Raw genomic sequence first — 23415 nt, 5'->3', positions numbered from 1 at the left:
CACGTCATGTCGCAAGTGCTCGCCCACGAACTGGAAACCGATAGCATGCAAAGCCTTGCTCAGGCGACGGTGGGCTGTGATTTCCACATCAAAATGCTGGATGGCCCTGCTTGCGACCAGCTTCGCCGCCTCGGTTTCTGTGAAACCATGCAGGTCCGCAAGCTCGCCAACGGACGCAACATGATTTGCACCGTCTGCGGCACCCGGATGGCCCTGAGTCGCGATCTTGCGCATCAGGTAAAAGTTGTCCCAATTCCCGCCTAAGCCCCTTTGGCAACCATGGAGGATGGATTCGAAACGGTCGCTCTGGCCGGCAACCCCAACGCTGGCAAAACCACACTTTTCAACGCCCTGACCGGTTCCACCGCCAAGGTCGGTAACTATGCAGGCGTCACCGTTGAACTCAAAACCGGCCAGACGTTCACGCCTCACGGCCGGAAGCTTGAAGTCGTCGACCTCCCCGGTTGCTACTCACTGGAGGGCGGTTCGCCCGATCAGGAAGTCGCACGCCGCGCACTTCTCGGTGAGATCGAGGGGCGCAAACGACCGGACCTCGCGATCTGTGTGGTCGATGCCTCAAACCTCGAACGCCATCTGATTCTCGCCATGGAGGTGATGGAAACCGGCATCCCGGTGATCCTCGCCCTCAACATGGTCGATGTGGCCGAGAAAAGCGGTCTGCGTCTCGACCCCCAGAAGATTTCCGAAGAACTCGGCATCCCCGTGGTTCCGATGCAGGCGAATTCCGGCAAGGGCATCGTCGAGCTCAAGCAGGCCATCCGCCACCCTTTGCCACCTGCCGCCAGAACGCCGTGGAGCGATGCCGAAGATCCCGCAGATGCCCGCCGCAAGTTCGCCTACGGAATTTGTGAGATCGCCGCGCGTCGCCCGAGCACGCAGACCGGCACGCTTTCCGACAAACTCGACCTCGTCTTTCTCCACCCCATCCTCGGCTGGATCTTCCTCATCGGCATCATGCTTGTCGTCTTCTGGTCGATCTTCTCGTGGGCCAGCATCCCCATGGGCTGGGTCGAGTCCGCACAAGGATGGCTCGAAGGACTTGTCGAAAGCTCCATGGCCGAAGGCGACCTGCGCGATCTGATCACCGGCGGCATCATTGGAGGCGTCGGCTCCGTGGTCGTTTTCCTGCCGCAGATCCTGATGCTGTTCTTCTTCATCGGATTGTTAGAAAGCTCCGGCTACATGGCGCGCGCCGCCTACATCATGGACGGCCTGATGTCGAAAGTAGGCCTCAGCGGAAAAGCCTTCCTTCCCCTGCTCAGCTCTTACGCCTGCGCCATCCCCGGCGTCATGGCCACCCGCACGATCGATTCCGCCAAGGAACGACTCGTCACCATCTTTGTCGCCCCCTGGATGAGCTGTTCCGCTCGACTTCCGGTTTATCTGCTTCTCGTTCCGATGCTTCTCGGCGGCAGCGAAGGCGGACTCACCCAGGCCCTCATTCTAACAGGCATCTACGTTCTCGGCACACTGACCGCCTTTGTCGTCGCCAAGATCCTGCGCAGCCGGCTGGGTCCTGATGACGTGACCCACCACTTCATTCTCGAACTCCCTCCGTACCGGGCTCCGCAGTGGGGATACATCTTCCGCCACGTCGCCGACCGGGGCTGGGCCTTTGTTAGAAAAGCGGGCACCGTGATTCTCGGGCTGATGATCCTTCTCTGGGCGGCTCAAACCTATCCGAAGACCGATAGCGAAGACCCGGCGGTCCAACTCGATCACTCCATTGTCGGCCGCATTTCCCACGTCATCGAACCCGTGGTCCGCCCGATGGGCTTCGACGGCCGCACCGGCACCGCCATTCTCACCTCATTCGCCGCGCGTGAAGTTTTCGTCGGCTCGATGGCCCAGCTTTTCCGTGTCGAGGAAAGTGACGACGAGGACGAGACCGTCAACAACCTCCGCAGCACGCTTGCAGAGGAAACCTGGGAGGACGGCAGCCCCATGTTCACGCCCCTGACGGTGATCTCACTGCTGATCTTCTACATTTACGCCCTTCAATGCCTGCCGACCTCTGCGGTGGTGGCACGTGAAGCCGGTTCGTGGAAGTGGGCGATCGGACAGTTCTTCTTCATGTCCTTTTTCGCCGCCGGCGCCTCTCTGGTCGTGTATCAGGTCGGATCCATGCTAGGTTTCTGATATGGAAGACTGGCAATCATGGGCCGCCGCCGGCATCGTGCTGATCACCCTCGTGATCTTCCTCGTCCGCGCCCTACTCCCCAAGCACGGCAAAGGCCACTGCGACGACTGCTCCTGCGGGAAATAGCGGGAAATAGCGGCTTTCGGGAAGCGCTTGACCAAGAGGAAATCGAAACGAGTCAGCATTCCATTGGGTGTCTGCCTCAACACCAACGATCGCCGAAGAGAGATCTCTTTCTTCGAGCACATGGTGGAACTTCAGCAGGATAGTGGCGCCGGGGACGAACTCCGCGGCGAAATTGATTCCAGCAATGCGGCGCACGGCGTGGCTGTCGCAATCCGCATCCTCGAGAGCCTCGTCGGCCATGCCCTTCCTCTGCCGCGGGTGGTAAAGACGCAGGATGCGCTCTAAGATTCATAAGACGACGGCTCCGTTTGTCACCGGGACAGTGGGTTCCAAGCGCGGTGACTAACCCATCCCGGGGAACGACTTCCTCGCCCGAAGCCAAGGGCCTCTCACCCTTCGCACGCTTGCACTTCTCTGTCTATACCGGGTCAGAATTTCCCTGCTGATGATTCATGAGCAACACGGTCGGAATCCTATCTCGGCGGCTGCCGGGACTCAGCCACCGCTTCCCCAAAATCCGCACCACGCAAATACATGATAAACGAAACCACGTATTCACGCGGTATACAGAGCCCCTCGATCTCCTTAGCTTCAAATTCCCTAAGAAAACCCTATGAAACCCTCTCCATTCTCAATCTTCAGAGCATCAGGCCTTGCCATGCTCTGCGGAGCCGCCGTTCCTTCCATTAGCTTGGCAGATTATGTGTGGCCCGCCACTGACGGAACTTCCAACTGGGATCAAAATTGGGAGAATGCTACCGTTGCTTCCGCAAACTCCCCCTTCAACTTCCTGCCTGCGGCTTCGGTGCCTGACACCGTCTACCTCAGTGATGACCAAGTGGTCGAAGTGGACAGTGCGATCGATATTGTCGCTGGAGAGGTCATCATCAACGACTTGAGCGAACTTAGCGCCACGCTGAATATCAATCCCGGAGGCTCCTTGACTACGGGTATGGTGACCCTTGGACTTGGCAGTGGTGAGGGCTACTTGAATGTTCAAGGAGGCACCCTTTCCGCTTCCGGCATAACGATTACGGCGAACAACCCACTGAACGAGGTCAACGTCAGCAGCGGCACGCTCAATACCGGCACCATCACAGCAGGCGGCGGGAGCTTCCATGTGAGCGGAGGCACGGTCAATACATCGGAGGACGCCCCCCTCACCATCACGGAAGGAGAGTTCAATCTATCGTCCGGAACCGTGACACTCACCGACCCGATGCCTGGCAGTGGCACCTTCTATCTGATGGGGGGGAGCAGCACGGGCCCTCTGAATATCACCGGCGGCAGCCTTATCGCGGCCGGTTCTACAGCGGCCAGCGAAACGTTTGCCATCAGAGGCACGGTCAATATCAGCGGAGGAATTCTCAGTGCCATGGTAGGGAATACATTTTTCTCCAATAACCCCGTAATCAACGTTACCGGCAACGACGCAACCATTGATTTCCAAATCCTCAGTATCAACTCTGCGGGCCGCGCGGGAACATTTAACTTTAAGTTCGATTCTGACGGGGTCAGCCCGATCAATTGCGCAACCCGGATACGTTTGCCCAATGCAACCATCACCGTGGATGGATCCAATTACACCGGCGGACCAGGTGTCTTTCCTCTCATCGCGTCGGGCAATGTCGGAAATCTTGTAAACGATGCGCCACTCTCGGCCACCATCATCAATCCCTTCCCGGGCTTGGACGCCGATATCAAGTTCCAGTCGAATGGCTTGGTAGTGGTTCTCACCGAACCGATTACCAATGCATCGACTTGGGATGGTGAAACCGACGCCGATTGGGCCGTCGCCACCAACTGGGCCGCTGACCTGGCACCCGTGGCGGACGACACGCTCTTCTTCTCGGGAGTCGCCAACACCGCGACGAACAATAATCTAACCGCCGGAATCCCGTTCAAAGGCATCAACTTCACCAACAGTGGCAACGGCGAGGGTTTCACCCTTGACGGAGAAAGCATCCAACTGACGGGAAATATCAATTCCACTGCCGTAGCGACTCCTGGCGTCGATGCCATCGTCGACACTATTTCACTGAACATGGAGCTCAAGGGTGACGATCGCAGCATCGATCTCGGCGCGAACCACGATCTTGCGATCTCTGGAGTCATCAGCGAGGATGCCTCCCCCCGGGAACTCAAGAAAACCGGTCTTGGAACCCTGACTCTCTCGGGCGCAAATTCCCACACAGGCGGCACCACGCTCAGCGGCGGCTTCCTGGTCGTCAACAGTGACGGCGCACTAGGCTCCGGTGCACTGACAGTCGCTGGCGGTACCATTGGCAACACCAGCCTCGGGCTTGTAACCCTTGCCAACCCCGTGACCATTGGCAGCGCGGCGACTTACAACAGCACCTCCGATCTGGTGATGAACGGAGATATGACCCTCGCGGGCAACTTCACGATTTCCGCGACTACGCCCGATACGACCTCATGGACTCTCAACGGGGTGATCAGTGATGGCGGCAATGGCTATCCTTTAAATAAGTTCGGTGCCGGCAATCTGGTCGTCACCAATCCGGCGAACTCATTCACGGGACCAATCAGTGCAAACAATGCCAGAAACCTCAGAGTGTCGTCTATTGGAATGAGCGGAGTCAACAGTGCCGCGGGAGCCGGGTCCCTGATCAATGTTAGCAACAATGCAACCTTGAGCTACATCGGCACCGGCGACACGACCGACCGCGCCCTCAATCTGGGTGGTGGCGGCAGTTCCGCTCTCGATAACAGCGGAACCGGGCCGCTCATCTTCACCGGAGGGAGCTTCACCAATACCTCCACTGTCGCTAAGAACTTCTTCCTTCGCGGCACCAACGCCGACGACAATGAGCTCGACATGGTCTTGACGGACAGCAGCAATGTCGGTGCCTTTCCACTGTCTGTTGTTAAAGAAGGAGCCGGCAAATGGAATCTCTCCGGTGCCAACACATATACCGGAAGCACGACCGTGAATGGAGGAATTCTGGCACTCTCCGCCGCAGCTGACCTCTCTAACGCCACCTCCGTTCTGATCAACACCGGTGGGGTCCTCGATCTCGCCGCTGGCCTCAACATCACCGTCAGATCACTGGCTCTCGACAATGGTGCGCCGTTGGCGGACGGAACCTACGGATCCAGCACCTCGGGCGCGACCAATGCCGGTGTGGCCGATCCGGACCTCTACTTCACCGGTGCTGGCATCCTCACCGTTGAACTCGGTGATCCCTACGTCACCTGGTCAGGTGGAGCAGAGTTCGAGGCCGATGCCAATGGCGACGGCGTAAGCAACGGCCTCGCGTGGATCCTTGGTGCAACTGATCCAGATGCCAATGCCCTCGGCTTGCTTCCGGTTCCTGTCCAAACCAGCGGCGATCTGAGCATGGTGTTCGCCCAAGTGAACCCAATGGCTCCCAATAAGCTCTTCGTTGAATACAGCAACGATCTCGGTGGATCGGACCCATGGCATTCCGTGCAAGTCCCCACCACCAGCAGCACCGTGGATGACATCACCTTCACGATCACTCCCGGCAGTCCGTCATCCAGCGTCAGCGTGTCGATCCCTGCCTCCAAGTCCTCGAATGGCAGACTCTTCAGCCGTCTCACAGCGACTGAGAACTGAGACGGGGACTTAGCTAACCACCAAACAAACCACGTATGAAAACAAACTCCAGAATCAAACTCCTCCTTACCACCGTCGCCGTTCCAGCAGTGCTCATTCCAGTCAGCAATGCGGCTACCATCGTCGACGACAATTTTTCGTCAGGAAACACCACAAACAATGCCCGCTTTCGTTATGATCAAATTGATCTTGGTTGGTATAAGGACGCCAGCTCCGATTGGACCATCAGCTCTGGAGTGCTTTCAAACCCCGGCACCACGACGGGAATCGCTTCGGAGGGACCGGTTGGTCAGTTGATTTCAACTTTAGGATTGGGTGCCGGCTTGACCCAAATCAGCGTCTCGTTCGACTACACTGTGGGTGCCGGAACGTCGCTCTATTTTCATCTCATCGGCTGGACCCAGAACGGTTCCCCGGATGCGAACGAGATTATCGGAAACACCCAGCCCCAGAATGGGGGACTTCAAAATCAGGGAGATACCGATTTTGGCGACGTGAGTATCCTTACCGGTGCCGATCCCGGAAACGGAACTGCGGATACAATCTCGTTTGCGGAAAATACCTCGGGCACCTACAGCCAGACCTTCACCCTCACGGGCTATTCCTGGAGCGTGGATGAAAGCCCAGGGCTGACGGGAAGCATCACGAGTGTCCTCGATTTCGACTTCATACAGGTCGCCTTCGCTACCGACATGGCCAATGCCGATGGCTCCGGCGCGGTCTCCATCGACAATTTGAGTATTCAAGCCATTCCCGAACCGAGTTCCGCCGCCCTGCTCGGCTTGGGCCTTTCAGGACTGCTGCTTCGCCGTCGCCGGGTGATCTGAACGTCTTTCCTACATCCAAGTCCTCGCCCGGTTCAGCTCGGGGACTTTTCAGTTGCGTGGGGCACGGCGTCGGCAGTGCCCCACGCCTTTTTATTAACTTAAAGCCAACACCAGATCCAGCACGCGAAGTCTATCCCTCCATCATAAGCGCCAAAACCCTGCAATTTGGAGCAGTCAGCACAGATTAGAGCATCAGTCGGACCGATACCACTTCCGCCAACGGGGGTCCCAATGTCATGACAAACCATTGGACCTCCGTCACACTTCGGTGAAACCCATTTGAACTCCATCGGATATCCTCTACTTCTTTTGGTTCTGGCAAGCGAATGCCCTCGACGGGCAAGCGGCTCCCGTTCCGAAATTAAACTTCGGGCGGAAATATGCCGACCCGGTAGGCCCTTCTCACGGCGGCCGGAGCATTATTGACGTCGAGTTTTTCGTAAATATGGCGCACGTGAGAGTCCACGGTGGGATACTTGATTCCAAGGCGGTCACAAATTTCCTTTTTCGACAGCCCATCAGCCAGTAACTCAAGAATTTCAACCTCCCGATGGGTCAGCAGATGATCCATCACTGCGGTGGATGGTTTCGATTTGATAACGTCGACGAGATAGCGGGCGATCGTCGGATCCAGGCTGGCACCACCGGCGATGACGCTGCGGATCGCCCCCTTAAGCTGTTGGACGCTGGATGATTTCAGAAGGTAGCCCGCTGCTCCCAAGGTGATTGCCTGAATGACATCGGCTTCGCTATCCGACTGGCTGAGAATGATGATCTTGGCACTCGGCACCTTCTCCCTGAAGTAGGGAAGTGCTTGCAGTCCACTCATTCCAGGCAGGCGCAGGTCCAACAGAACGATGTGAGGAGCGATCGCCGACTGATCCTCCCTGAGGCTGCCAAGTGCCATTTCTGCAGTGGTGAATTGGGCGAGTATTTCCATCTGAGGTTCATCCTCGAGAGCAAAGTGAATCACATCGCGGTATTCGCAATTGTCTTCGACCAGCATGATTCGGATGGGAGAGGTCATTGGAAATTTCGGCTTTTGATGAGGGACGTCGGATCTTGATACTCGATCAACTCCACCACCGTGAAGTCTGCAGTTGCAATATGACGCTTGTTCCGCCCGAGTCGGGATGCTCCACGCTGACGACCCCGCCCATCAGGCGGGCGCGTCGCTGAAGGGCAGCGGGAACCTCACCGGAGAATCCGCAGCCATCATCAGTGACTGTGATTACGATGTCACGGTTATTGGCAGAGACGCTGATGGAGACCTGGCTGGCATGCGCGTGGCGGATGATGTTGGTGAGGCACTCCTTGTAGAACAAGAAGATGTCCACTCGTCTGCGTCGCTTCAGACCGTTCAATATGTCCTCACCCTCGAACGAAATTTCGTGATCAAGATCCGCCAGCAAACGGGCGGCATCCCGCTTCATTTCCTCCACCAGATCCTGGCACACATCGCTGGCTTCCATCATGTTTGCACAGATACGCGTGGCGGTTCCCGTCCGCTGGGTGAGACTGCGGATTCGTCTAACGGTTTCAATCAGACGGTCAGGCGAATGCACCGAATTTTCCGCGATATCACCGAGCATACCGATGGCGTAAAGATTTGCACCCAACTCGTCGTGGAGATTGGCTGCAATGCGTTCACGAACTCTCGCTTCCTGTCGGATTCTCATGCTGCGCCCGTAAAGAATGACGCATCCAATGATCAAAACCAAGGCGAGGATCGCCCAACTCATGAAAGTCATGATCGATTTCTGTCGCGCATACTGTCGATTCAAGGCGCTGGTCACGGCACTCCGCTCGTTTGTCAGCTCGTGACGCCGTGCCAATTGATTCACCCATTTTCGGAGCGGAAGGATTCTCCCGTAGAGGTTCTCTCCGTCGGTCAGGGCGGATGGGGTTCTATTCACATCTCTCGATTTGATCGAAACCGTAACCTCGCGACCCAGCGCCACATTTCGCCCATGGGAAAGAAATTCAATCTCGGCAAAGCCGACCCGCAGCGTGCTATCTGGCATCTCGAGCGAAGGTCCCGGCTCGATGACCGACAGCTTCACATACCGACAATTCGTTTCCGGAATGTTCCACATCATGAAGGGGCTGATATCGTTGCTGCTTTCCCGTCGATAGTCGATCAGCACGGTCTCATCCGAAAATCCGGAAGTTTCGCCCCGGCAATACGGAAGTGCCTCGGAATTCCCATGTCTCCCGCGAAAGCCTGAGGCACCGTATCGTCCTGTTCCACTGCATGAAGGTGGATTTCCGATAGTGGGTATTCGGACCCGAGATCCAATGTCATGTCAGGCAGCAGACCGGAATCGCTTACATAGGCCAGACTTTGTCCCCCTTGAGGGGAGTTCATCACATAGGGCATGGCTCCATCCACCAAAAACCTTCGGCCCCAGGCACCTGACACATCAGCAGGCATTTCGAATGAGGTGGTGACCGGTTGATGGAGAGCGACATTATCCGGGCCGCTGAAAACCAGCAATTCCGAGAGCTGAAACACATACCTTCCGTCAAAGCCACGCGGGGTGAGGCGGGAGACCTCAACCCTTACCCATGAAGCCATCACACCCCCGCAAGGAACCACCAGAGGCGCGATCCGAGGCAGAAGTGCATCCGACTCCGTGTATTCGGCAAGCACGGTGCCATGCGGGTCGTCAGCAGTACCAGCAAGCACTTGGAAGACTAAGGGAAACGCGTCGGCCTGAAAGCTACCGTCAATATCCCTCCGCAATACCGGAACCAGCACCACCTGATCGATCTTCTGGGTTTTCCCCAGATCGATCTCCATCCAACTCGAGTGATCCACAACCTTATACCAAGGTGATCGGCAACCGATTGAACCCACACCGCTGCGAAGGCTTAGATCTGCCAACTCCTTTAGTTCACATTCAATCGCCTTTAAACGGCTCTCCTTTGCGGAGATCGACGAGTCATCTGTCTTCGTGCATCCAATGAAACAGAGAGCGAAACAAACGAAAAATAGATAAGCTGCTTTCATAATTCCGCCAGCCCCTCGGAACTGGTCGCGAATCGACTCTCTGATGGTGATGGCGAACCCGATCATCATCAAGGCTGGAAACATGCTCAGCCACCCGACCCGCAACCCTTCTCCGGACAGATCGCACAAAATGGCGCTCCGCCCACCACTCATTGGACGATGACGACCAAGCCCCTTTCGCCCGCCCTCCGGTCCGGCTCGACGGCTGTTCCAGGGACTTTCCGCAAAAAGGCCAATTTCTAGGGAAGCGCTGAACTGAGAGGAAGTCCTCAAAGAATCCCGGCTGATGACCCATGACCGACAATGTCGGAAATCCATCTCGGCGGCTACCGGGACTAAATCAGAGCTTCCGTAGTCGCGGACCAATGAGGATGCGACTAATGTCGCTTCTCCTTGATCCTACCCTTCCACTTCCTTCAAGCCCTTCGAGGACTTCTCCTCCGAAGCCTGGAAGTTCTCCACGGTCCGGGCAATCAGGCCGAAGACGATCAGCAGGGCGACGAGGCCGTAAAGGAGCCAGATGTACTGCCCTCCCTCGGCGAAACCATAGCTGTGCAAACCAGTGCCGAGGAGATTCACACCCCACCAGGAAAAGGTCACCACGGCGGCCATGAAGATCGCCGCCAGATGAATCCCCCACTCCCGGAGGAAGCCACCAAGACGCGCGTGCAGGATCGCCAGATTCATCAGCACGATCAATAGCGCGCCATTCTCCTTCGGATCCCATCCCCAGAAGCGACCCCAGGAATCATTCGCCCAGATGCCACCGAGCACGGTGCCAACCAGCGACAGGAACAAGGTCAAACAGACCATCCCGTAAACCGCCCGCGTCAACGAGCGACGCAGGTCCTTGTCTCCGCCGTCCAGGCGCAAGCCGCGCAAGAGCACGTAGATCATGCCAAGCAAAGCCGTCACCAGGCCGCCGGCATACCCGAGCGTGATGCAGATCACGTGGGTCGTCAGCCAGTAGTTCGAGCGCAGCACTGCCACCAGCGGGTCCATGTGATCCTTCGCGTCGCCGACTTCGAACATGCGCGCCAGCAGGATCAGCATCACCCCGGCAATCGGCAGCGCTCCGAGCGCGAAGCGACGCTTTGTTAGAAGCTCGATCAGCGCACCCAGAATGATCACGGCCGCGCAGATGAAGATGATCGTATCGTAGAGATTCCCGACGGGCGGGCGTTGCATGATAATGCAGCGTTTGACGATTGGAATGATCACAAACACCAAACCGCAGAGCGTCGTCGCCCACACACTCCAGGTGAAAATCGTCCCTGCCAATGTCCGCCCCGTCATCCACATGCCGATCGCCAATACCGTTCCCATCAGGAAAAAGACCAGCGCATAGAGGAACCAATTCATTTTATAGTAATCAGCCTCAAGCTGGATCTGTGCGTATTCGCCACGCGCTTCAGCCCGTTCGACGACGCTGTCCTTGAACTCGCCGAACCTGGCGCGGAACACCTCTTCACCCTCGGGCAGGGCCCGTGCCGTGGCCTCCATCAGCGCGATGTCCTTGATCGACTGTTCGGCTTCACGGGTTTTCATCTGCATGACATTCATCACGCGCTCCCCCGGACTCAGCCATTTTTCATCTTCCTCGTTCGAGGAAGGAAAGACAAAGAGTCCGAACTTCGCAGCGTTTGCCCCATTGATGATCTGCTCAAGCAGGCTCTGAACGTGGGCAGGAATCGGTGTCTTCTCTGCCTGGCTTCGCTGGAGCACTCCCTGAATCACCTCAGCCGTGGCCATCACCGAGCTCACATCCGCACGCTTCGGGTGATCATCAGAGCCACCCAAGGACTCCATCACCAGTCCGCCGCGGGCCATTCCAAAGGTGCCAAGCAACTGCTCATAGGTCTGCACATTGCTCGCCAGCGCGATGATCTGCTTCTCCATCCCATCGCGACGCTCGGCAGGAATCTCGCCGTAGCCCCTCGCCAGCTCAAACAAACGATCCCGGCCCGGCTCGAGGTCCTCATAGCTGTAGCGGTCGCGTCGATCACCCGGCTCCACACCGATCGCCCGCAGAATTTCCGAATCCTCGATTCGGAACGACGGCATCTGGATCGAATACTGAGGCCTGAAGAAGACATCCATCAGCCACGCCAATGGCTTGATGCGGATCTTCTCCCCACCCTCTTCGGGCATGATCTCCATCGAGCGCGCCCCATAGATGCGGAGCATGGAAAATCCCGCATAAGTCGTCAGCGGCTTGATCCGCCCCCCATCTTGGACCGGCAAGGTGTCGGCAAGTTCAAGCGTCTCCTTGTCCCAAGGCTTGTAGCCTTCCACCACCCGGACTTCATCCGGCGGCGTGGCATTATCATAGGTCTTCTTCAGAGCCACTACGAAGAGCAGCAAGCCGAGTCCGAAAAGTATCCAGCGAGCGGGTTGGTTCATCTCAGGCTTTGGTTTGGGAACGGTTGGACGCACCGAGGTACGACGAGAATTTCATGACGAAGTGGATCAACAGTCCAACAGTGACCACATAAAGACTGTACTCCGGCCATTTGTCCGCCGGATTGGAAACGACCTCGAAGCCCGAGAACTGAGGCCCTTGCTGCATCTGCGGACCGCCACCCATCGTTCTTTGGAAGAAGGTAAATCCTCCGGCTCGCATCGGCTCATTCATCTCGATGCGCAAGCTGACCGGTTCGTCCTCACCGTCGATGCGCAGGATGTCACTGTGGAAGGACTTCGGCTTGCTGGAATTCGGATAATACTCCGACTCCGCGTCTTCAAGCTTCACCGTGAAAGGAACCGGAATGGTTTGCTTCACCATTCTAACAGCGAATTTCTTCCCACCGGTTTCGATCGACACGGGAGGATAGTCATCGAGCCCGCTTCGTCCGTTCGGCACGGCCAAAATGAAGTAATCACCCATCGTTCCATCCTCAAATACCGCACGGGCGTAGCAGGCAGGTCCATTCAGCTCACCCTCCTTTTCCTTCTCACGCTCTTCCAGAGTCCAGCCGTCCACCGTGGGATTCCGCGAACCTTCACCGCCAGGCCGGACCTGGGCGTTGACCAGCCATCCGGTGATCTCCAGATCAAATGGCTCGCCGGGGAACTTCACCAAGCGGCTGTCCCTTTGTTCCAGCCCACTCAACTCCTTGCCGCGCGCCACACTGACGTCACCGCTGACTTTCCCATCGACGACCTCCAGCACCTCAATCGTCGGCTCGGTCAGCGAGATCGCATAGTCCGCCTGATCCCCTTCCACGAGCATCATCACCCCGCGCTCTTCATAGAGCTGGGCCACCCCACCGGCCGCGATCATGAAAATGATCCCGAAATGGGAGATCAGCACGCCCGCCGTTTTCCAACCTTTCCGAGCGCGGATCAGACCGCCGCAGATCATGTTCACGAGGAGCAAGGCACAGACCCAGTAGCCGCCCGGAAGCGGGATGATCAGGGGGCGCTTCAAAGTCTCCGGGAAGACCCATAGCTCTGCCGGCACCCACCAGGCCCGCCAGTGAAAGTACTTGTCGAGCGTCGCCAGCAGACCGTGCTCAACCTGTTCCAGCGTCGCCAGCCAGGTGAGAATGCCGAGAAGCACCAGCAGGATCGTCGCCAGTCCAAATCCGGACAGCAGCTTCCACACCTTGAGGGGCAGTGAACTTGATTGACTCATGAAATCTTTTGAAAAAACGCCCCGTCCTTACGTCGCGGCATGCTCCGATCATTCAACCGGTTTCAACCCGCTCACGAAGGCGCGCAGATTGGCCTCCTCCGCCGCGACTTCGGCCGCCGGCCCCACCATTTTCACGGTGAAAATATCGCCGCCTTTCTCGGCCACGATCCCCCGAAGCGCGTAGTCGGATACATTCGGACGCCCCATCCCCGGAGCGTAGTCTCCCTCGGCCTTCAGCCAAACACCCTCGAAACCCACCACCGAAGCCTTTTCCAACTCCGCCATCCCCGCCGCATCGATCGCCGGGCTGCCAAACTGTCCCATCCAGCGGTTCACGTTGTCGACCACTCCTCCGCGACTCATCGAAACCGAAACCTCACCGCCCGTTCCAAAGCTGTAGTTGAGCAGGCGGAAAGCATTTCCCGGCAGCTCGGTCCAGCCTTCCGGCAAATGATCCGCCGCAACAGGAGACTCCGGTGCCTCGCCCGAGGGCATGCCGGGCATCGAAGGAGCCGGCATTCCGGCGCCATTTCCGAAGCGCTCGTTGCTCGTGGCATCCAACTTCAGATTCTCATCGCGCATCGTCACCGGCCGCGTCTCGGAAGCCGTCGTCTCGGACCGTTTTTCGCAGGCCCCCAGCGCCAAGGCCGCAGGTATCACCAAAGTGAGCATTCTCATCGCGCGTCCGATAGCGCCGTAAATCAGGACAAGCAAGGGGGATCGGGAACCAAAAAGTCGGAATCCGAACGCCGACAACAAAATCGCGCGGAAATCCGCGAAATCGAAAAAAGACACTGAGCTTGGCGCTCTTGGCGACTTGGCGTTTCAGAAACAGCGGAGAATCCATAAACCTTCGTTAACGCCCGCCTCTCAGAACTCTCGAAATTTCCGCTATTCCGTGATTCCCTCATCCCAATTGTCCGGCATTCTCCCGCTGTGGATCCGATCCAGTATTTCAACCGCCACAGCGGGCAGCTCGAGACCGAAAAAGTCTACGGCGAGGGCTTCCTCAACTTCTCCTACGCCAACCCGCTCGGGGCCATTCCGCTTCACGCGATGGTCAAACGCGCCGCCTTCTCGAAATGGTATGGCCAACGCATGGATGACCCCAAGACCCGTGCCAAGATCGCCCCCTTCCTCGAAACCTACGGTCTCGATCCTGCCGACTTCGCCGACTCGCCCGATTCCTACGCCAGCTTCAACGAGTTCTTCTACCGCAAGCTCAAACCGGAGGCCCGCCCGATCGATCCCGATGCCCCCGCCGTCTTCCCTGCCGACGGCCGCCATCTCGGATTCCCGAAAATCAGCGCCATCGACTCCTTTTTCGTCAAGAACCAGCGCTTCGATCTCGGTCAGCTGCTTGCCGACGACGAGCTCACCAAACGCTTCGCCGACGGCACCCTCGTGCTCTCGCGGCTGTGCCCGGTCGACTACCATCGCTTCCACTTTCCCTGCGCCGGAACTCCCGGAGAGACCCGCCTCATCAACGGCCCCCTGTTCTCCGTCTCGCCCATCGCCCTGCGTCGCCGCCTCGCCTACCTCTGGGAAAACAAGCGTACCATCACCCGCCTCGAAACTCCCGATCTCGGTCTCGTCCTCTGCTTGGAAATCGGCGCCACCTGCGTCGGCTCCATCCACCAGACCTACACCCCCGGTCAACCTGTTAGAAAAGGCGATGAGAAAGGCTACTTCGCCTTCGGCGGCTCCTCCACCATTACCATTTTCGAGCCCGGTGCCGTCACCCTCGCCTCCGACCTGTTAGAGAACACCGCCAAGCAGATCGAGCTCTACGCGAAAATTGGGACCGCGATGGCCTAGGAGGCGGCACGCCCCCGTGCCGCAACGCAGGACTCCCCTCCTCCAATCAGTTGCTGCAATCTAGACCCGCCAGGTTCCTCGATAGCGCAACAGTGCCATCCCGCCCCTTTACCCACCATCATGGAACTTCCTCGGTTCCGTCGTCTCGAAGTGCATCCAATTCCCGCTCTCCATCCACTCGAGCGAATCGACCTCACCCTTCCACTCCCAAATCCAAGCCTCGGTCTGATCTCCATCCCACTCATTTACTGCCCGCGCCGAGTGCCCGGAGAAAACCGTAACCTTTGTTCGCCGGTATTCATCCCCTTCAAAGGCGTCCAACTCCCTGAGCTGATCCTCGCTCACCCTCCACAGTTCGCCCTCAACCTTACCTCCGGTCTCATCGAGAACCACAGCCGGATACCAATCCACCTTGTAGAGCCGACCTTTCACAAAGCCCGGATAGAGCCACTCCGCCCCCTCCATCCGAAACGCATTCGACGCCCCGCGCCTCAGCGTTCCGTAAACAAAAACGAGATGCGCTTCTTCACTCATGACGACCTCCACACTCTAACGGCTCTTCCTCACTCCACCAACCACAATTGCTCCAGGTATTGGAGCGCGGATCTTTAGTCCGCCCGGACAGCGATTGGAGTATGGCCGATCGATGGAACGCTCACTTTCTCACCTCGTCGGCAATGCGGACTAAAGATCCGCGCTCCAATCATCACCCGCGATACCCAATTTCGTTATCGAGGTAGTTTCTCAAATCATCCATCCCTTCCCCGGACTCAGCGGACACGGGAAGCACCTTGATCTTTGGAAAGCGTTGCTCGAAAATCTTCAGGTTCTCTTCAGCTCCTTCGACGTCCATCTTGTTGGCGATTACCATCCAGGGGAAATTCGCCAACTCCTCATCATACTCCTTCACTTCCTTACGAAGAATCTGGAGATCAGAAATCGGATCGCGTCCTTCACTCCCCGCGATGTCCACCACGAAGAGCAGCATCCGACAGCGGGTGATGTGACGCAGGAACTCGTGACCCAAGCCACGGTTCTCATGCGCCCCTTCGATCAAGCCCGGAATGTCCGCCAGGGTGCAGCGCCGATATCCCGGAAACTCCACCACGCCGACCACCGGCTGCAGCGTCGTGAAGGGATAGTTCGCCACCTTCGGCTTCGCTTCTGAAAGCTTTCCGATCAGCGTCGATTTCCCTGCATTCGGGAAACCTACCAGACCCGCATCGGCGATCCGTCGCAGCTCCAAATAATAGACCCCGACTTCACCCTCCGTCCCCGGAGTGCTCTCGGTCGGAGTTTGATGGGTCGCCGTCTTGAAATGCACGTTGCCTTTGCCACCAATGCCTCCTTCACAAATCCGGAATTCCTGCCCTTCCTCGGTCAAGTCCACGACCGGCTCCAGATCGATGCCTTCGTCACTGCGCTCCATCTGAACCGCCTCCTGCATGCTCTTCGCATTCGAGCGGTAAACCACTGTGCCCGGTGGCACCTTGCCAATGATCGTTTTGCCGCCCTTGCCGGTCTTCTTGTGCTTGCCGCCGGGATTGCCGTTGGGCGCGATCAGCTTGGGATCGAAATGATACTGACGCAGGTGATCCGTCGAAGAATCGACCTTCAGGATCACGTGGCCTCCGTTGCCACCGTCACCTCCATCCGGTCCACCACGGGGGACGAACTTCTCACGACGGAAGGAAACGTGACCGTCTCCCCCGTCGCCTGCTTTGGCGAAAATCCTGATATGATCGATGAACATGCTTGCTGCGCGGTATGCTGCCTGTGGCCTGTGAGCTTTACAATCCTTCCCGTCCAGTGATTTCACAATGAGAATCAGGCTCTTCTTCTCGAAGATCTCCTTTTCCCCGGCCAATTCGGGCTTACCTTCGGTCCAGCAATGTCCGATTCGCAGATCAAACTTGAAGGCACCCTCATCCTAGCCGACCCCTCGTTGCGCGATGGTTTCTTCAATCGATCCGTCATCCTCCTTGCCAGCCACACCGCCGAGGAAGGAGCCCTCGGCCTGATCCTCAATCATCCCACCGGCCACAACGTCGGGCATTTCCTCAAGGACGAGGCCTTCGCCAATCTGGCGAAGATCCCCGTTCACATCGGCGGACCGGTCGCCAAAGAGCAACTGAGCTTCTCCGCCTTCTGGTGGAATCCTCACGACGGCCTCCATTGGCAACTCCGCCTGCCGGCCCACGAAGCCATCGAGCGATCCAAACAACCCGGCATCATTGTCCGCGCCTTCGTCGGGTATTCCGGGTGGACCCCCGGACAGCTTGAATCCGAGCTGCGCCGCGACTCCTGGATCCCCGCCCGCCCCGAGCCCTCACTGCTCGGCAGGGAGCACAATGAAAAACTCTGGTCCGAGATCCTCAAGGAGATGTCTCCCTATCACCGGATCCTCGCCGAGGCCCCGGAGCATCCCGAGGCGAACTAACTCGGCCATTCTTTCTTCATACAGAGTGGAGAGTAACACCGCTTCACCAAGACCGGTTACCGCTCGATCCTGTGAATAACTCCGGTTTCAAACAGTCGATTGCTTCGTGGCAAAGCGATTTCCACCACATACACACCGTTACGTTTTCGTCGTATTTATCGTCTTATTCGTCTAGTCTTTCGTTCTTTATGGGCATTTTAAAATTGTTGATTAAAACAATAAATCACCTCTTGAAATCCTGATTAAAACAATTGATTCAAACGAGAAGATCTCATCTGGTGACTCTGTGAATAACAGTGAATATCCTTAAGTCACATTCTCCACGCGGTTCACCCGGGGCTTTTCTCCATCGAGCAAGACCACCTCGATCACATCGTATCGCCACGGGATTTCTCGGGTCCCGAGGAGTCGTAGCCACTCATTCGCGCCACGCCGGATCAGCTTCCGTTTGGCTTTGTTCACGGCGTCCAGCGGCCGACCAAAATCCGTGGAAGTCCGCGTCTTGACCTCCGTGAAAAGCAGGAGGTCGTCCTCCCTCGCCACGATATCCACCTCCCCTCCCTGAGGCGCCCGGAAGTTGTTGTAGAGCACCTTCACCGCTCTCGCCCGGAGCCAAGCCCGTGCGATCTTCTCACCCCTCCGCCCGATTTCAGCCGGCGTCACCCGCTCACCGTCACGCCCCGTCAAACGGCAACGTGCATTGAGCGACGGGCTGAAACGAGCGACGATGAATGCCACAGGGGCCATGACGACGGAGCGCTTCAAGATGAATCTTGGTACCATATCCCTTGTGTCGCTCAAAGCCGTATTCCGGAAAGTCCCGTGCGTAATCCAGCATGCGGCGATCCCGTGAGACCTTGGCAATGATGCTTGCCGCCGCGATCGAGAGCGAAAGCCCGTCGCCCTTCACCACCCCGTCATGGGACCAGGGAAAGCCTGGCACCGCCAGTCCGTCGACCAGACAGTGATCGATCTTCAACTTCAGTCCTTTCACGGCCCGGGCCATCGCCGCATGGGTCGCTCGCAGGATATTCACCCGGTCAATTTCCTCCGGCTCCGCAAACGACAGCGACCACTCAAGCCCCGGCACCGCCAGAAGTTCTTCGTAAAGACGCTCCCGTTTCTTCTCGCTGAGCTTTTTGGAGTCGTCGAGCTCCGGGCAATCGAAGCCCTCAGGCAGCACCACCGCTGCCGCCGATACCGGCCCCGCAAGCGGACCGCGTCCCGCCTCATCGACCCCCGCGACGAGCGAGAACCCACGGGACTGACAACCAATTTCGAGGGATAGATCAGGCATCTTAGAAATTCGTCAATGGCACTTCTTGGCGTACCACCTGACCCGGAAACGATTGCGACCCAGCTCCCGGGATGCGACAAAAAAAGGCCCACTCCGCGCTACCAAATCCGTCGTGGCAATCACACCTGAAAACGATTCCGACAATGACCCGCCACCTCAGCAGCCGATTGTCGACAATCTTACACTTGCCATGATTCGTCAGCTTTGAGACACACGGCTCCACATGAGCGTTCTCAATCAATTCAGTCTCGCCGGAAAAACCGCAGTCGTCACCGGGTGCAAACGAGGAATCGGCAAGGGCATGGCGCTCGCGCTCGCGGAGGCAGGGGCAGACATCATCGGTGTCAGTGCCAGCCTCGAAAGCAAAGGCAGCGATGTCGCCAGGGATGTCGAGGCCACCGGCCGCAGATTCTCCGCATACACCTGCGATTTCAGCGACCGACAGTCGCTCTACGCCTTCATCCGGGAACTCGAGACGGAGCACCCGGTCATCGATATCCTGATCAACAATGCAGGCACGATTCTCCGCGAGCCCGCCATCAGCCATCCCGATGAATACTGGGATCAAGTCATGGAAGTGAACCTCAACGCCCAATTCATCCTTTCCCGCGAAATCGGCAAGGCAATGGTCGCCCGCGGTTCCGGCAAGATCATTTTCACGGCATCACTGCTGACTTTCCAGGGCGGCATCACCGTCCCTGGCTACGCCGCATCGAAGGGAGGCATCGGCCAACTCACCATGGCTCTCGCCAACGAATGGGCTGGCAAGGGAGTCAACGTCAATGCGATCGCTCCCGGCTACATCGACACCGACAACACCGAAGCCCTGCGCAATGACCCGGTACGCAGCCAGGCCATCCTCGGACGCATTCCTGCAGGTCGCTGGGGCAAACCCGAGGATTTTGCAGGTCCCGCCGTTTTCCTCGCTTCAGAAGCCGCGAGCTATGTCCATGGTACGACGCTCCTAGTAGATGGAGGCTGGATGGGACGCTGAGCACCTCACCCGATCAAATCGCCGATCGAGCCGAAGTCGGGTGTGAACAGGCGTTTGTACATCCGTGCCGCATGGCCATCAGTCATGCCGGCCAGAAAGTCACACACCAGCCGGGCGCGTTCGCCTTCGCTCGCAGCTCCCTCGATTTCCAGCGCATCCTCTTCCGGCAAAAGCTGAAAGTGCTGACCGTCGATGGGGTTGCCCTTCACATAACGCTCCTCGAGCACATTCCATAATCCGCGCAGGAGATGACTCCCCTTGTGTTCGAGCTGCTTCAATTGTGGAGAAAGGAACACCACATCATAGGCGAGCTTCTTGAACACTTCGGACTCGGCCTTTACTGCGGGATCGATCGATAGCCGGAATCGGTAGCGGTTGCTCTGGGCGCTGAGGAAATTGACGTCGCTCTCCAGACGGCAGGCTCTGATGTATTTGCCGATACGGCTCCCCACGAAAGGATCCACGCTTTGCCTCCGCATGGCGGTCGCGAGATGCCCCAATGGGCTGCCCTCCCCGCATGAAACCCCATTTTTCTCCGCCCAGCGGTCAAGCCTCTCGATGGTGAGAAATCCAGCACGCACACTATCGGAAAGGTCGTTCAGGGAGTAGGCCGTGTCGTCCGCCCAATCCATGATCTGGCATTCGATCGACTTGAAGGAATCGCGCACCTTTCCCGGTGTGAACTCGGCGGGAAAATCGTGGCCACCCATCGTCCAGTCCAACCACTGGTTCTGAAAATCGTAGATGAAATGGTTTTTCGGAAGCTGCTTCTCAAGATACTTTCTCTCGCTCCAGAGCGACTTGTATTTCAGCACCGCATCGAGAAAAGCTCGGCTGGGATCCATTCCCGTCCCTTTTACGGAGAAGATCCGTTCGGTGAGGAGACGAAGCGTCTGGGCATTGCCCTCGAAGCCTCCCCATGCCGCCGTCAGATGGTTGAGGGTTCGCTCACCGGCATGGCCGAACGGAGGATGTCCGAGATCGTGAGAAAGACAGGCCGCCTCAACCAGCTCGGGATCGATGTAGAAGTCCTCAGCCAAGGGTTCGCCCATGGACTTGAGCCAGTGACAAATCGATCGTCCAATCTGCGCCACCTCCAGCGAGTGCGTCAGGCGGGTGCGATAAAAATCATACTCTCCGCTCCAGAAGACCTGAGTCTTGTTCTGAAGTCTGCGGAATGCCGGGGTGTGGAGCACCCGATCCCGATCCACTTGAAAGGGCGTCCGAAAATCCCCGTCGCTTCCCTTTCCCGAGCGTCGCTCGGTATCGAACTCTCCGTAAAACCGATTCCCCATTGCCCCGCCTATCTATCCCGAATCAGCTTGGCCGGGCAAAGCAATTCGGGATCCAGGCCAGGATTGCTGGATGTGGTGCGTCCCGACCCGATCTGGAACAAATTCTGCAGTAAGAGGTCCAAAGCACGACCCTTCCCGCCAGTTCGTTTTTCTGCGAAGGCGCTGCGCACCATCCTTTCGTCACTTCTATTCACGCTGCGGATCGCGTTGCGACCTCCGAATTTCCTGCAATTTTTCCGTCGCCGAGCCTCCCATCTCCATTAGAACTACCCCGCGCATGCTCGACTCTCTTTTCCTCGCCGCGGCCAGCCATCACGCGATGTCGTCCCTCCTCTATCTCACGCTGATCCTTGCCCTCGGCGTGCTGGCTCAGTGGCTCGCCTGGAAGTTCAAGCTCCCTTCCATCCTGCTGCTCCTCGCTTTCGGTTTCGGCCTCGGTCAATGGACGGGCGTCCGGATCGACGACTTCCTCGCGGCCGGCAATGGCCACTCCAGCCCGTTGCTCTCAGCCGTCGGTCTTTTCGTCGCGATCATCCTTTTCGAGGGCGGTCTGACTCTCAGGTTCAACGAACTCAGGGTATCCGGTCTGCCGATTCTGCGGCTCTGCACCATCGCCGTCGGCATCTCAATGGCTGCCACCACGCTCTTCATGTGGAAGGTTCTGGGCTACGACATCCGCCTGGCCGCCCTAACCGGTGCGATCCTGACGGTCACCGGTCCGACCGTGATCGCCCCGCTGCTTCGTCACGTCAATCCCACCCGCAAGATGGCGTCGATCGTCAAGTGGGAGGGCATCGTCGTCGACCCCATCGGTGCCGTCCTCGCCGTCCTTGTTTTCAAAATCGCGCTGTCAGCCGATGTCGACGCCGCCTGGGCCGCCACCGGGATTGCAATCGGGAAGATGCTGCTCGTTGGAGTGCTCGGGGGATTTCTTCTCGGCAAGGTCATCGAGTGGCTCCTCCGCCACCACCTGATTCCGGATTACCTTCAGCCGGTCTTTCTCCTCGCCGTCGTGGCCGTCGCATTCACCGGGTCGAATCAAATCGAGAAGGAAGCCGGCCTCGTCACCGTCACCGTGCTCGGCATTGTCCTCGCCAACCAACGCACGGTCTCCGTCCGACACATCCTCGAGTTCAAGGAGAACCTCCGCACGCTCATCATCTCATCGCTCTTCATCGTGCTGTCCGGTCGAATCGAGCTGGAAGATCTGAACAACTCCCTCGGGAAAGGATTGGCTCTGCTTGCCTTCCTGATTTTCGTCGGTCGCCCGCTATCCGTCTACGGTTCACTCATTGGCTCCACCAATACCACCAGAAACGAACGCACCTTCCTCGCCTTTCTTGCGCCCCGAGGGATTGTCGCCGCGGCCGTGACCTCCATTTTTGCCCTCGAATTCGTTGAGGCGGCGCGCAGCGGCCAGTACTTCGGTCCCGAAGCCGATACCATCGCCCGACAGTCGAACGAACTCGTCGCCCTGATCTTCCTGGTCATTATTGGAACGGTCGCCATCTATGGTTTGACCGCCTCGCCACTCGCCCGACTCCTTGGTCTCGCCTCGAAGAACTCCTCCGGCATTCTCTTCGCCGGAGCCGATGCCTGGGCCCGCCTCGCCGCCAAGAGCCTGCACGACGATGGCCACCGGGTGATGCTGCTCGACACCAATTATACCAACATTTCCACCGCCAAGATGCTCGGCCTCGAAGCGCATCGAGCCAACATCCTGTCCGAATTCGCCGAAGAGGAACTCGATTTCAACGGCCTCGGGTCCCTCATCGCAGGAACCCCGAACGATGAAGTCAACTCGATCGCATCCTACCGCTTCATTCATCAGTTCGGCCGTGCCGGGGTCTGGCAAATCGCGCCGCTCGATCGCGACCAGCATCACAAAACCGCCGCCGCCTCCGAGCTCCGCTCTCAAACCTGCTTCAGCGGTGCCCCCAACCACCCGACGCTCCAGCGTCTCGTTGCCTCCGGAGCGGAGGTCACGAAGTCCAAAATTACCGACGTCTTCACCCTCGAAGACTTCCACGCCGCCTACCAGGAGCAGGCTCCGATCATTCTTTTCCTGGCTGATGAAACCCGGGGCCTGCGCCCCGCTCCGGCGAAAATTGAAAAAGTCGCCGCCGGGACAACGCTCTATGCCTTGGTATCCAAGCCCGAAAAGGCTTCTGAAACACCTCCCGAGATCCCATAGTATTCATCCATT

21 protein-coding genes are annotated in these 23415 nt (G+C 57.9%); 10 read left to right on the top strand and 11 right to left on the bottom strand.

What is annotated here, in order from left to right:
* The first annotated feature begins 6 nt into the window (after positions 1-6).
* The 6 genes from ACFQY0_RS01260 (at position 7) to ACFQY0_RS01235 (ending at position 6715) form a co-directional block, all read left to right on the top strand.
* A complete protein-coding gene (locus ACFQY0_RS01260) occupies positions 7-264 on the top strand; it encodes a FeoA domain-containing protein (protein WP_379708254.1) in 258 nt (85 codons plus the stop codon).
* 15 nt (positions 265-279) lie between these two features.
* Positions 280-2160: a ferrous iron transporter B gene (feoB, locus tag ACFQY0_RS01255; RefSeq protein WP_379708252.1), complete on the top strand. Its 1881-nt coding sequence runs from the start codon at positions 280-282 to the stop codon at positions 2158-2160.
* Between the two features lies 1 nt (position 2161).
* Entirely contained in the window at positions 2162-2287 is a 126-nt protein-coding gene (locus ACFQY0_RS01250) for a hypothetical protein (protein WP_379708250.1), read from the top strand.
* A 27-nt stretch (positions 2288-2314) separates the two neighbouring features.
* Complete coding sequence (locus ACFQY0_RS01245; protein WP_379708248.1) at positions 2315-2572, top strand: hypothetical protein; 258 nt, start codon at positions 2315-2317, stop codon at positions 2570-2572.
* 328 nt (positions 2573-2900) lie between these two features.
* Positions 2901-5888, top strand: a complete 2988-nt coding sequence (locus tag ACFQY0_RS01240) for a beta strand repeat-containing protein (RefSeq protein WP_379708246.1) — start codon at positions 2901-2903, stop codon at positions 5886-5888.
* A 35-nt stretch (positions 5889-5923) separates the two neighbouring features.
* On the top strand, positions 5924-6715 hold the full coding sequence (locus ACFQY0_RS01235) for a PEP-CTERM sorting domain-containing protein (protein WP_379708244.1): 792 nt from the start codon (positions 5924-5926) through the stop codon (positions 6713-6715).
* 361 nt (positions 6716-7076) lie between these two features.
* Here ACFQY0_RS01235 and ACFQY0_RS01230 read toward each other — a convergent pair whose 3' ends face one another.
* Genes ACFQY0_RS01230 through ACFQY0_RS01205 form a run of 6 tightly spaced genes read right to left on the bottom strand, consistent with a single transcriptional unit; the run spans position 7077 to position 14043 of the window.
* A complete protein-coding gene (locus tag ACFQY0_RS01230) occupies positions 7077-7742 on the bottom strand; it encodes a response regulator (RefSeq protein ID WP_379708242.1) in 666 nt (221 codons plus the stop codon).
* 46 nt (positions 7743-7788) lie between these two features.
* Entirely contained in the window at positions 7789-8862 is a 1074-nt protein-coding gene (locus ACFQY0_RS01225; RefSeq protein WP_379708240.1) for a sensor histidine kinase, read from the bottom strand.
* Positions 8856-10094 (bottom strand): hypothetical protein, encoded by a 1239-nt coding sequence (locus ACFQY0_RS01220; RefSeq protein WP_379708238.1) that lies wholly within the window; start codon positions 10092-10094, stop codon positions 8856-8858. The genes ACFQY0_RS01225 and ACFQY0_RS01220 overlap by 7 nt, the downstream gene beginning before the upstream one ends.
* 33 nt (positions 10095-10127) lie before the next feature.
* Positions 10128-12131: a cytochrome c biogenesis protein gene (locus ACFQY0_RS01215; protein WP_379708236.1), complete on the bottom strand. Its 2004-nt coding sequence runs from the start codon at positions 12129-12131 to the stop codon at positions 10128-10130.
* Position 12132: 1 nt separating this feature from the next.
* Positions 12133-13365: a cytochrome c biogenesis ResB family protein gene (locus tag ACFQY0_RS01210; RefSeq protein ID WP_379708234.1), complete on the bottom strand. Its 1233-nt coding sequence runs from the start codon at positions 13363-13365 to the stop codon at positions 12133-12135.
* Positions 13366-13413: 48 nt separating this feature from the next.
* Positions 13414-14043, bottom strand: a complete 630-nt coding sequence (locus tag ACFQY0_RS01205; RefSeq protein ID WP_379708232.1) for a hypothetical protein — start codon at positions 14041-14043, stop codon at positions 13414-13416.
* A 258-nt stretch (positions 14044-14301) separates the two neighbouring features.
* Between ACFQY0_RS01205 and ACFQY0_RS01200 the strand changes: the two genes are divergently transcribed.
* The gene (locus tag ACFQY0_RS01200) at positions 14302-15183 is read left to right on the top strand and encodes a phosphatidylserine decarboxylase (RefSeq protein WP_379708230.1); all 882 of its coding nucleotides are present in this window, start codon (positions 14302-14304) and stop codon (positions 15181-15183) included.
* A 108-nt stretch (positions 15184-15291) separates the two neighbouring features.
* On the opposite strand, the gene ACFQY0_RS01195 is transcribed toward ACFQY0_RS01200, so the two are convergent.
* Positions 15292-15717 carry a gamma-glutamylcyclotransferase family protein gene (locus ACFQY0_RS01195; RefSeq protein WP_379708228.1) on the bottom strand — a complete coding sequence of 142 codons (426 nt, stop codon included), beginning with the start codon at positions 15715-15717 and terminating at the stop codon, positions 15292-15294.
* A 172-nt stretch (positions 15718-15889) separates the two neighbouring features.
* Positions 15890-16936, bottom strand: a complete 1047-nt coding sequence (gene obgE / locus ACFQY0_RS01190; RefSeq protein WP_379708226.1) for a GTPase ObgE — start codon at positions 16934-16936, stop codon at positions 15890-15892.
* Between the two features lie 138 nt (positions 16937-17074).
* Between obgE and ACFQY0_RS01185 the strand changes: the two genes are divergently transcribed.
* Complete coding sequence (locus ACFQY0_RS01185) at positions 17075-17623, top strand: YqgE/AlgH family protein (RefSeq protein WP_379708224.1); 549 nt, start codon at positions 17075-17077, stop codon at positions 17621-17623.
* 306 nt (positions 17624-17929) lie between these two features.
* On the opposite strand, the gene ACFQY0_RS01180 is transcribed toward ACFQY0_RS01185, so the two are convergent.
* On the bottom strand, positions 17930-18310 hold the full coding sequence (locus tag ACFQY0_RS01180) for a YraN family protein (protein ID WP_379708222.1): 381 nt from the start codon (positions 18308-18310) through the stop codon (positions 17930-17932).
* Positions 18297-18920 carry a ribonuclease HII gene (locus tag ACFQY0_RS01175; protein WP_379708220.1) on the bottom strand — a complete coding sequence of 208 codons (624 nt, stop codon included), beginning with the start codon at positions 18918-18920 and terminating at the stop codon, positions 18297-18299. Before ACFQY0_RS01175 ends, ACFQY0_RS01180 begins: the two co-directional genes overlap by 14 nt.
* A gap of 223 nt (positions 18921-19143) precedes the next feature.
* On the opposite strand from ACFQY0_RS01175, the gene ACFQY0_RS01170 reads away from it, so the two are divergent.
* Positions 19144-19914 carry an SDR family oxidoreductase gene (locus tag ACFQY0_RS01170; RefSeq protein WP_379708218.1) on the top strand — a complete coding sequence of 257 codons (771 nt, stop codon included), beginning with the start codon at positions 19144-19146 and terminating at the stop codon, positions 19912-19914.
* A 5-nt stretch (positions 19915-19919) separates the two neighbouring features.
* Here the strand turns inward: ACFQY0_RS01170 and dgt are convergent, their stop codons facing one another.
* Positions 19920-21209: a dGTP triphosphohydrolase gene (gene dgt, locus ACFQY0_RS01165; protein WP_379708216.1), complete on the bottom strand. Its 1290-nt coding sequence runs from the start codon at positions 21207-21209 to the stop codon at positions 19920-19922.
* A 277-nt stretch (positions 21210-21486) separates the two neighbouring features.
* On the opposite strand from dgt, the gene ACFQY0_RS01160 reads away from it, so the two are divergent.
* Entirely contained in the window at positions 21487-23403 is a 1917-nt protein-coding gene (locus ACFQY0_RS01160) for a cation:proton antiporter (protein WP_379708214.1), read from the top strand.
* The last annotated feature ends 12 nt before the right edge of the window (positions 23404-23415 follow it).

The organism is Haloferula chungangensis (assembly GCF_042664875.1).
GTDB lineage: Bacteria > Verrucomicrobiota > Verrucomicrobiia > Verrucomicrobiales > Akkermansiaceae > Haloferula > Haloferula chungangensis.
Note: the sequence above shows the minus strand (reverse complement) of the source record. Positions and strands in the feature narration are given on the sequence as shown.

Coding starts and splice junctions, on each gene's coding strand:
- ACFQY0_RS01260 (WP_379708254.1), top strand. CDS start 7: ATGTCGCAAGTGCTCGCCCACGAACTGGAAACCGATAGCATGCAAAGC.
- feoB (WP_379708252.1), top strand. CDS start 280: ATGGAGGATGGATTCGAAACGGTCGCTCTGGCCGGCAACCCCAACGCT.
- ACFQY0_RS01250 (WP_379708250.1), top strand. CDS start 2,162: ATGGAAGACTGGCAATCATGGGCCGCCGCCGGCATCGTGCTGATCACC.
- ACFQY0_RS01240 (WP_379708246.1), top strand. CDS start 2,901: ATGAAACCCTCTCCATTCTCAATCTTCAGAGCATCAGGCCTTGCCATG.
- ACFQY0_RS01235 (WP_379708244.1), top strand. CDS start 5,924: ATGAAAACAAACTCCAGAATCAAACTCCTCCTTACCACCGTCGCCGTT.
- ACFQY0_RS01230 (WP_379708242.1), bottom strand. CDS start 7,742: ATGACCTCTCCCATCCGAATCATGCTGGTCGAAGACAATTGCGAATAC.
- ACFQY0_RS01215 (WP_379708236.1), bottom strand. CDS start 12,131: ATGAACCAACCCGCTCGCTGGATACTTTTCGGACTCGGCTTGCTGCTC.
- ACFQY0_RS01210 (WP_379708234.1), bottom strand. CDS start 13,365: ATGAGTCAATCAAGTTCACTGCCCCTCAAGGTGTGGAAGCTGCTGTCC.
- ACFQY0_RS01205 (WP_379708232.1), bottom strand. CDS start 14,043: ATGAGAATGCTCACTTTGGTGATACCTGCGGCCTTGGCGCTGGGGGCC.
- ACFQY0_RS01195 (WP_379708228.1), bottom strand. CDS start 15,717: ATGAGTGAAGAAGCGCATCTCGTTTTTGTTTACGGAACGCTGAGGCGC.
- obgE (WP_379708226.1), bottom strand. CDS start 16,936: ATGTTCATCGATCATATCAGGATTTTCGCCAAAGCAGGCGACGGGGGA.
- ACFQY0_RS01185 (WP_379708224.1), top strand. CDS start 17,075: ATGTCCGATTCGCAGATCAAACTTGAAGGCACCCTCATCCTAGCCGAC.
- ACFQY0_RS01175 (WP_379708220.1), bottom strand. CDS start 18,920: ATGCCTGATCTATCCCTCGAAATTGGTTGTCAGTCCCGTGGGTTCTCG.
- ACFQY0_RS01170 (WP_379708218.1), top strand. CDS start 19,144: ATGAGCGTTCTCAATCAATTCAGTCTCGCCGGAAAAACCGCAGTCGTC.
- dgt (WP_379708216.1), bottom strand. CDS start 21,209: ATGGGGAATCGGTTTTACGGAGAGTTCGATACCGAGCGACGCTCGGGA.
- ACFQY0_RS01160 (WP_379708214.1), top strand. CDS start 21,487: ATGCTCGACTCTCTTTTCCTCGCCGCGGCCAGCCATCACGCGATGTCG.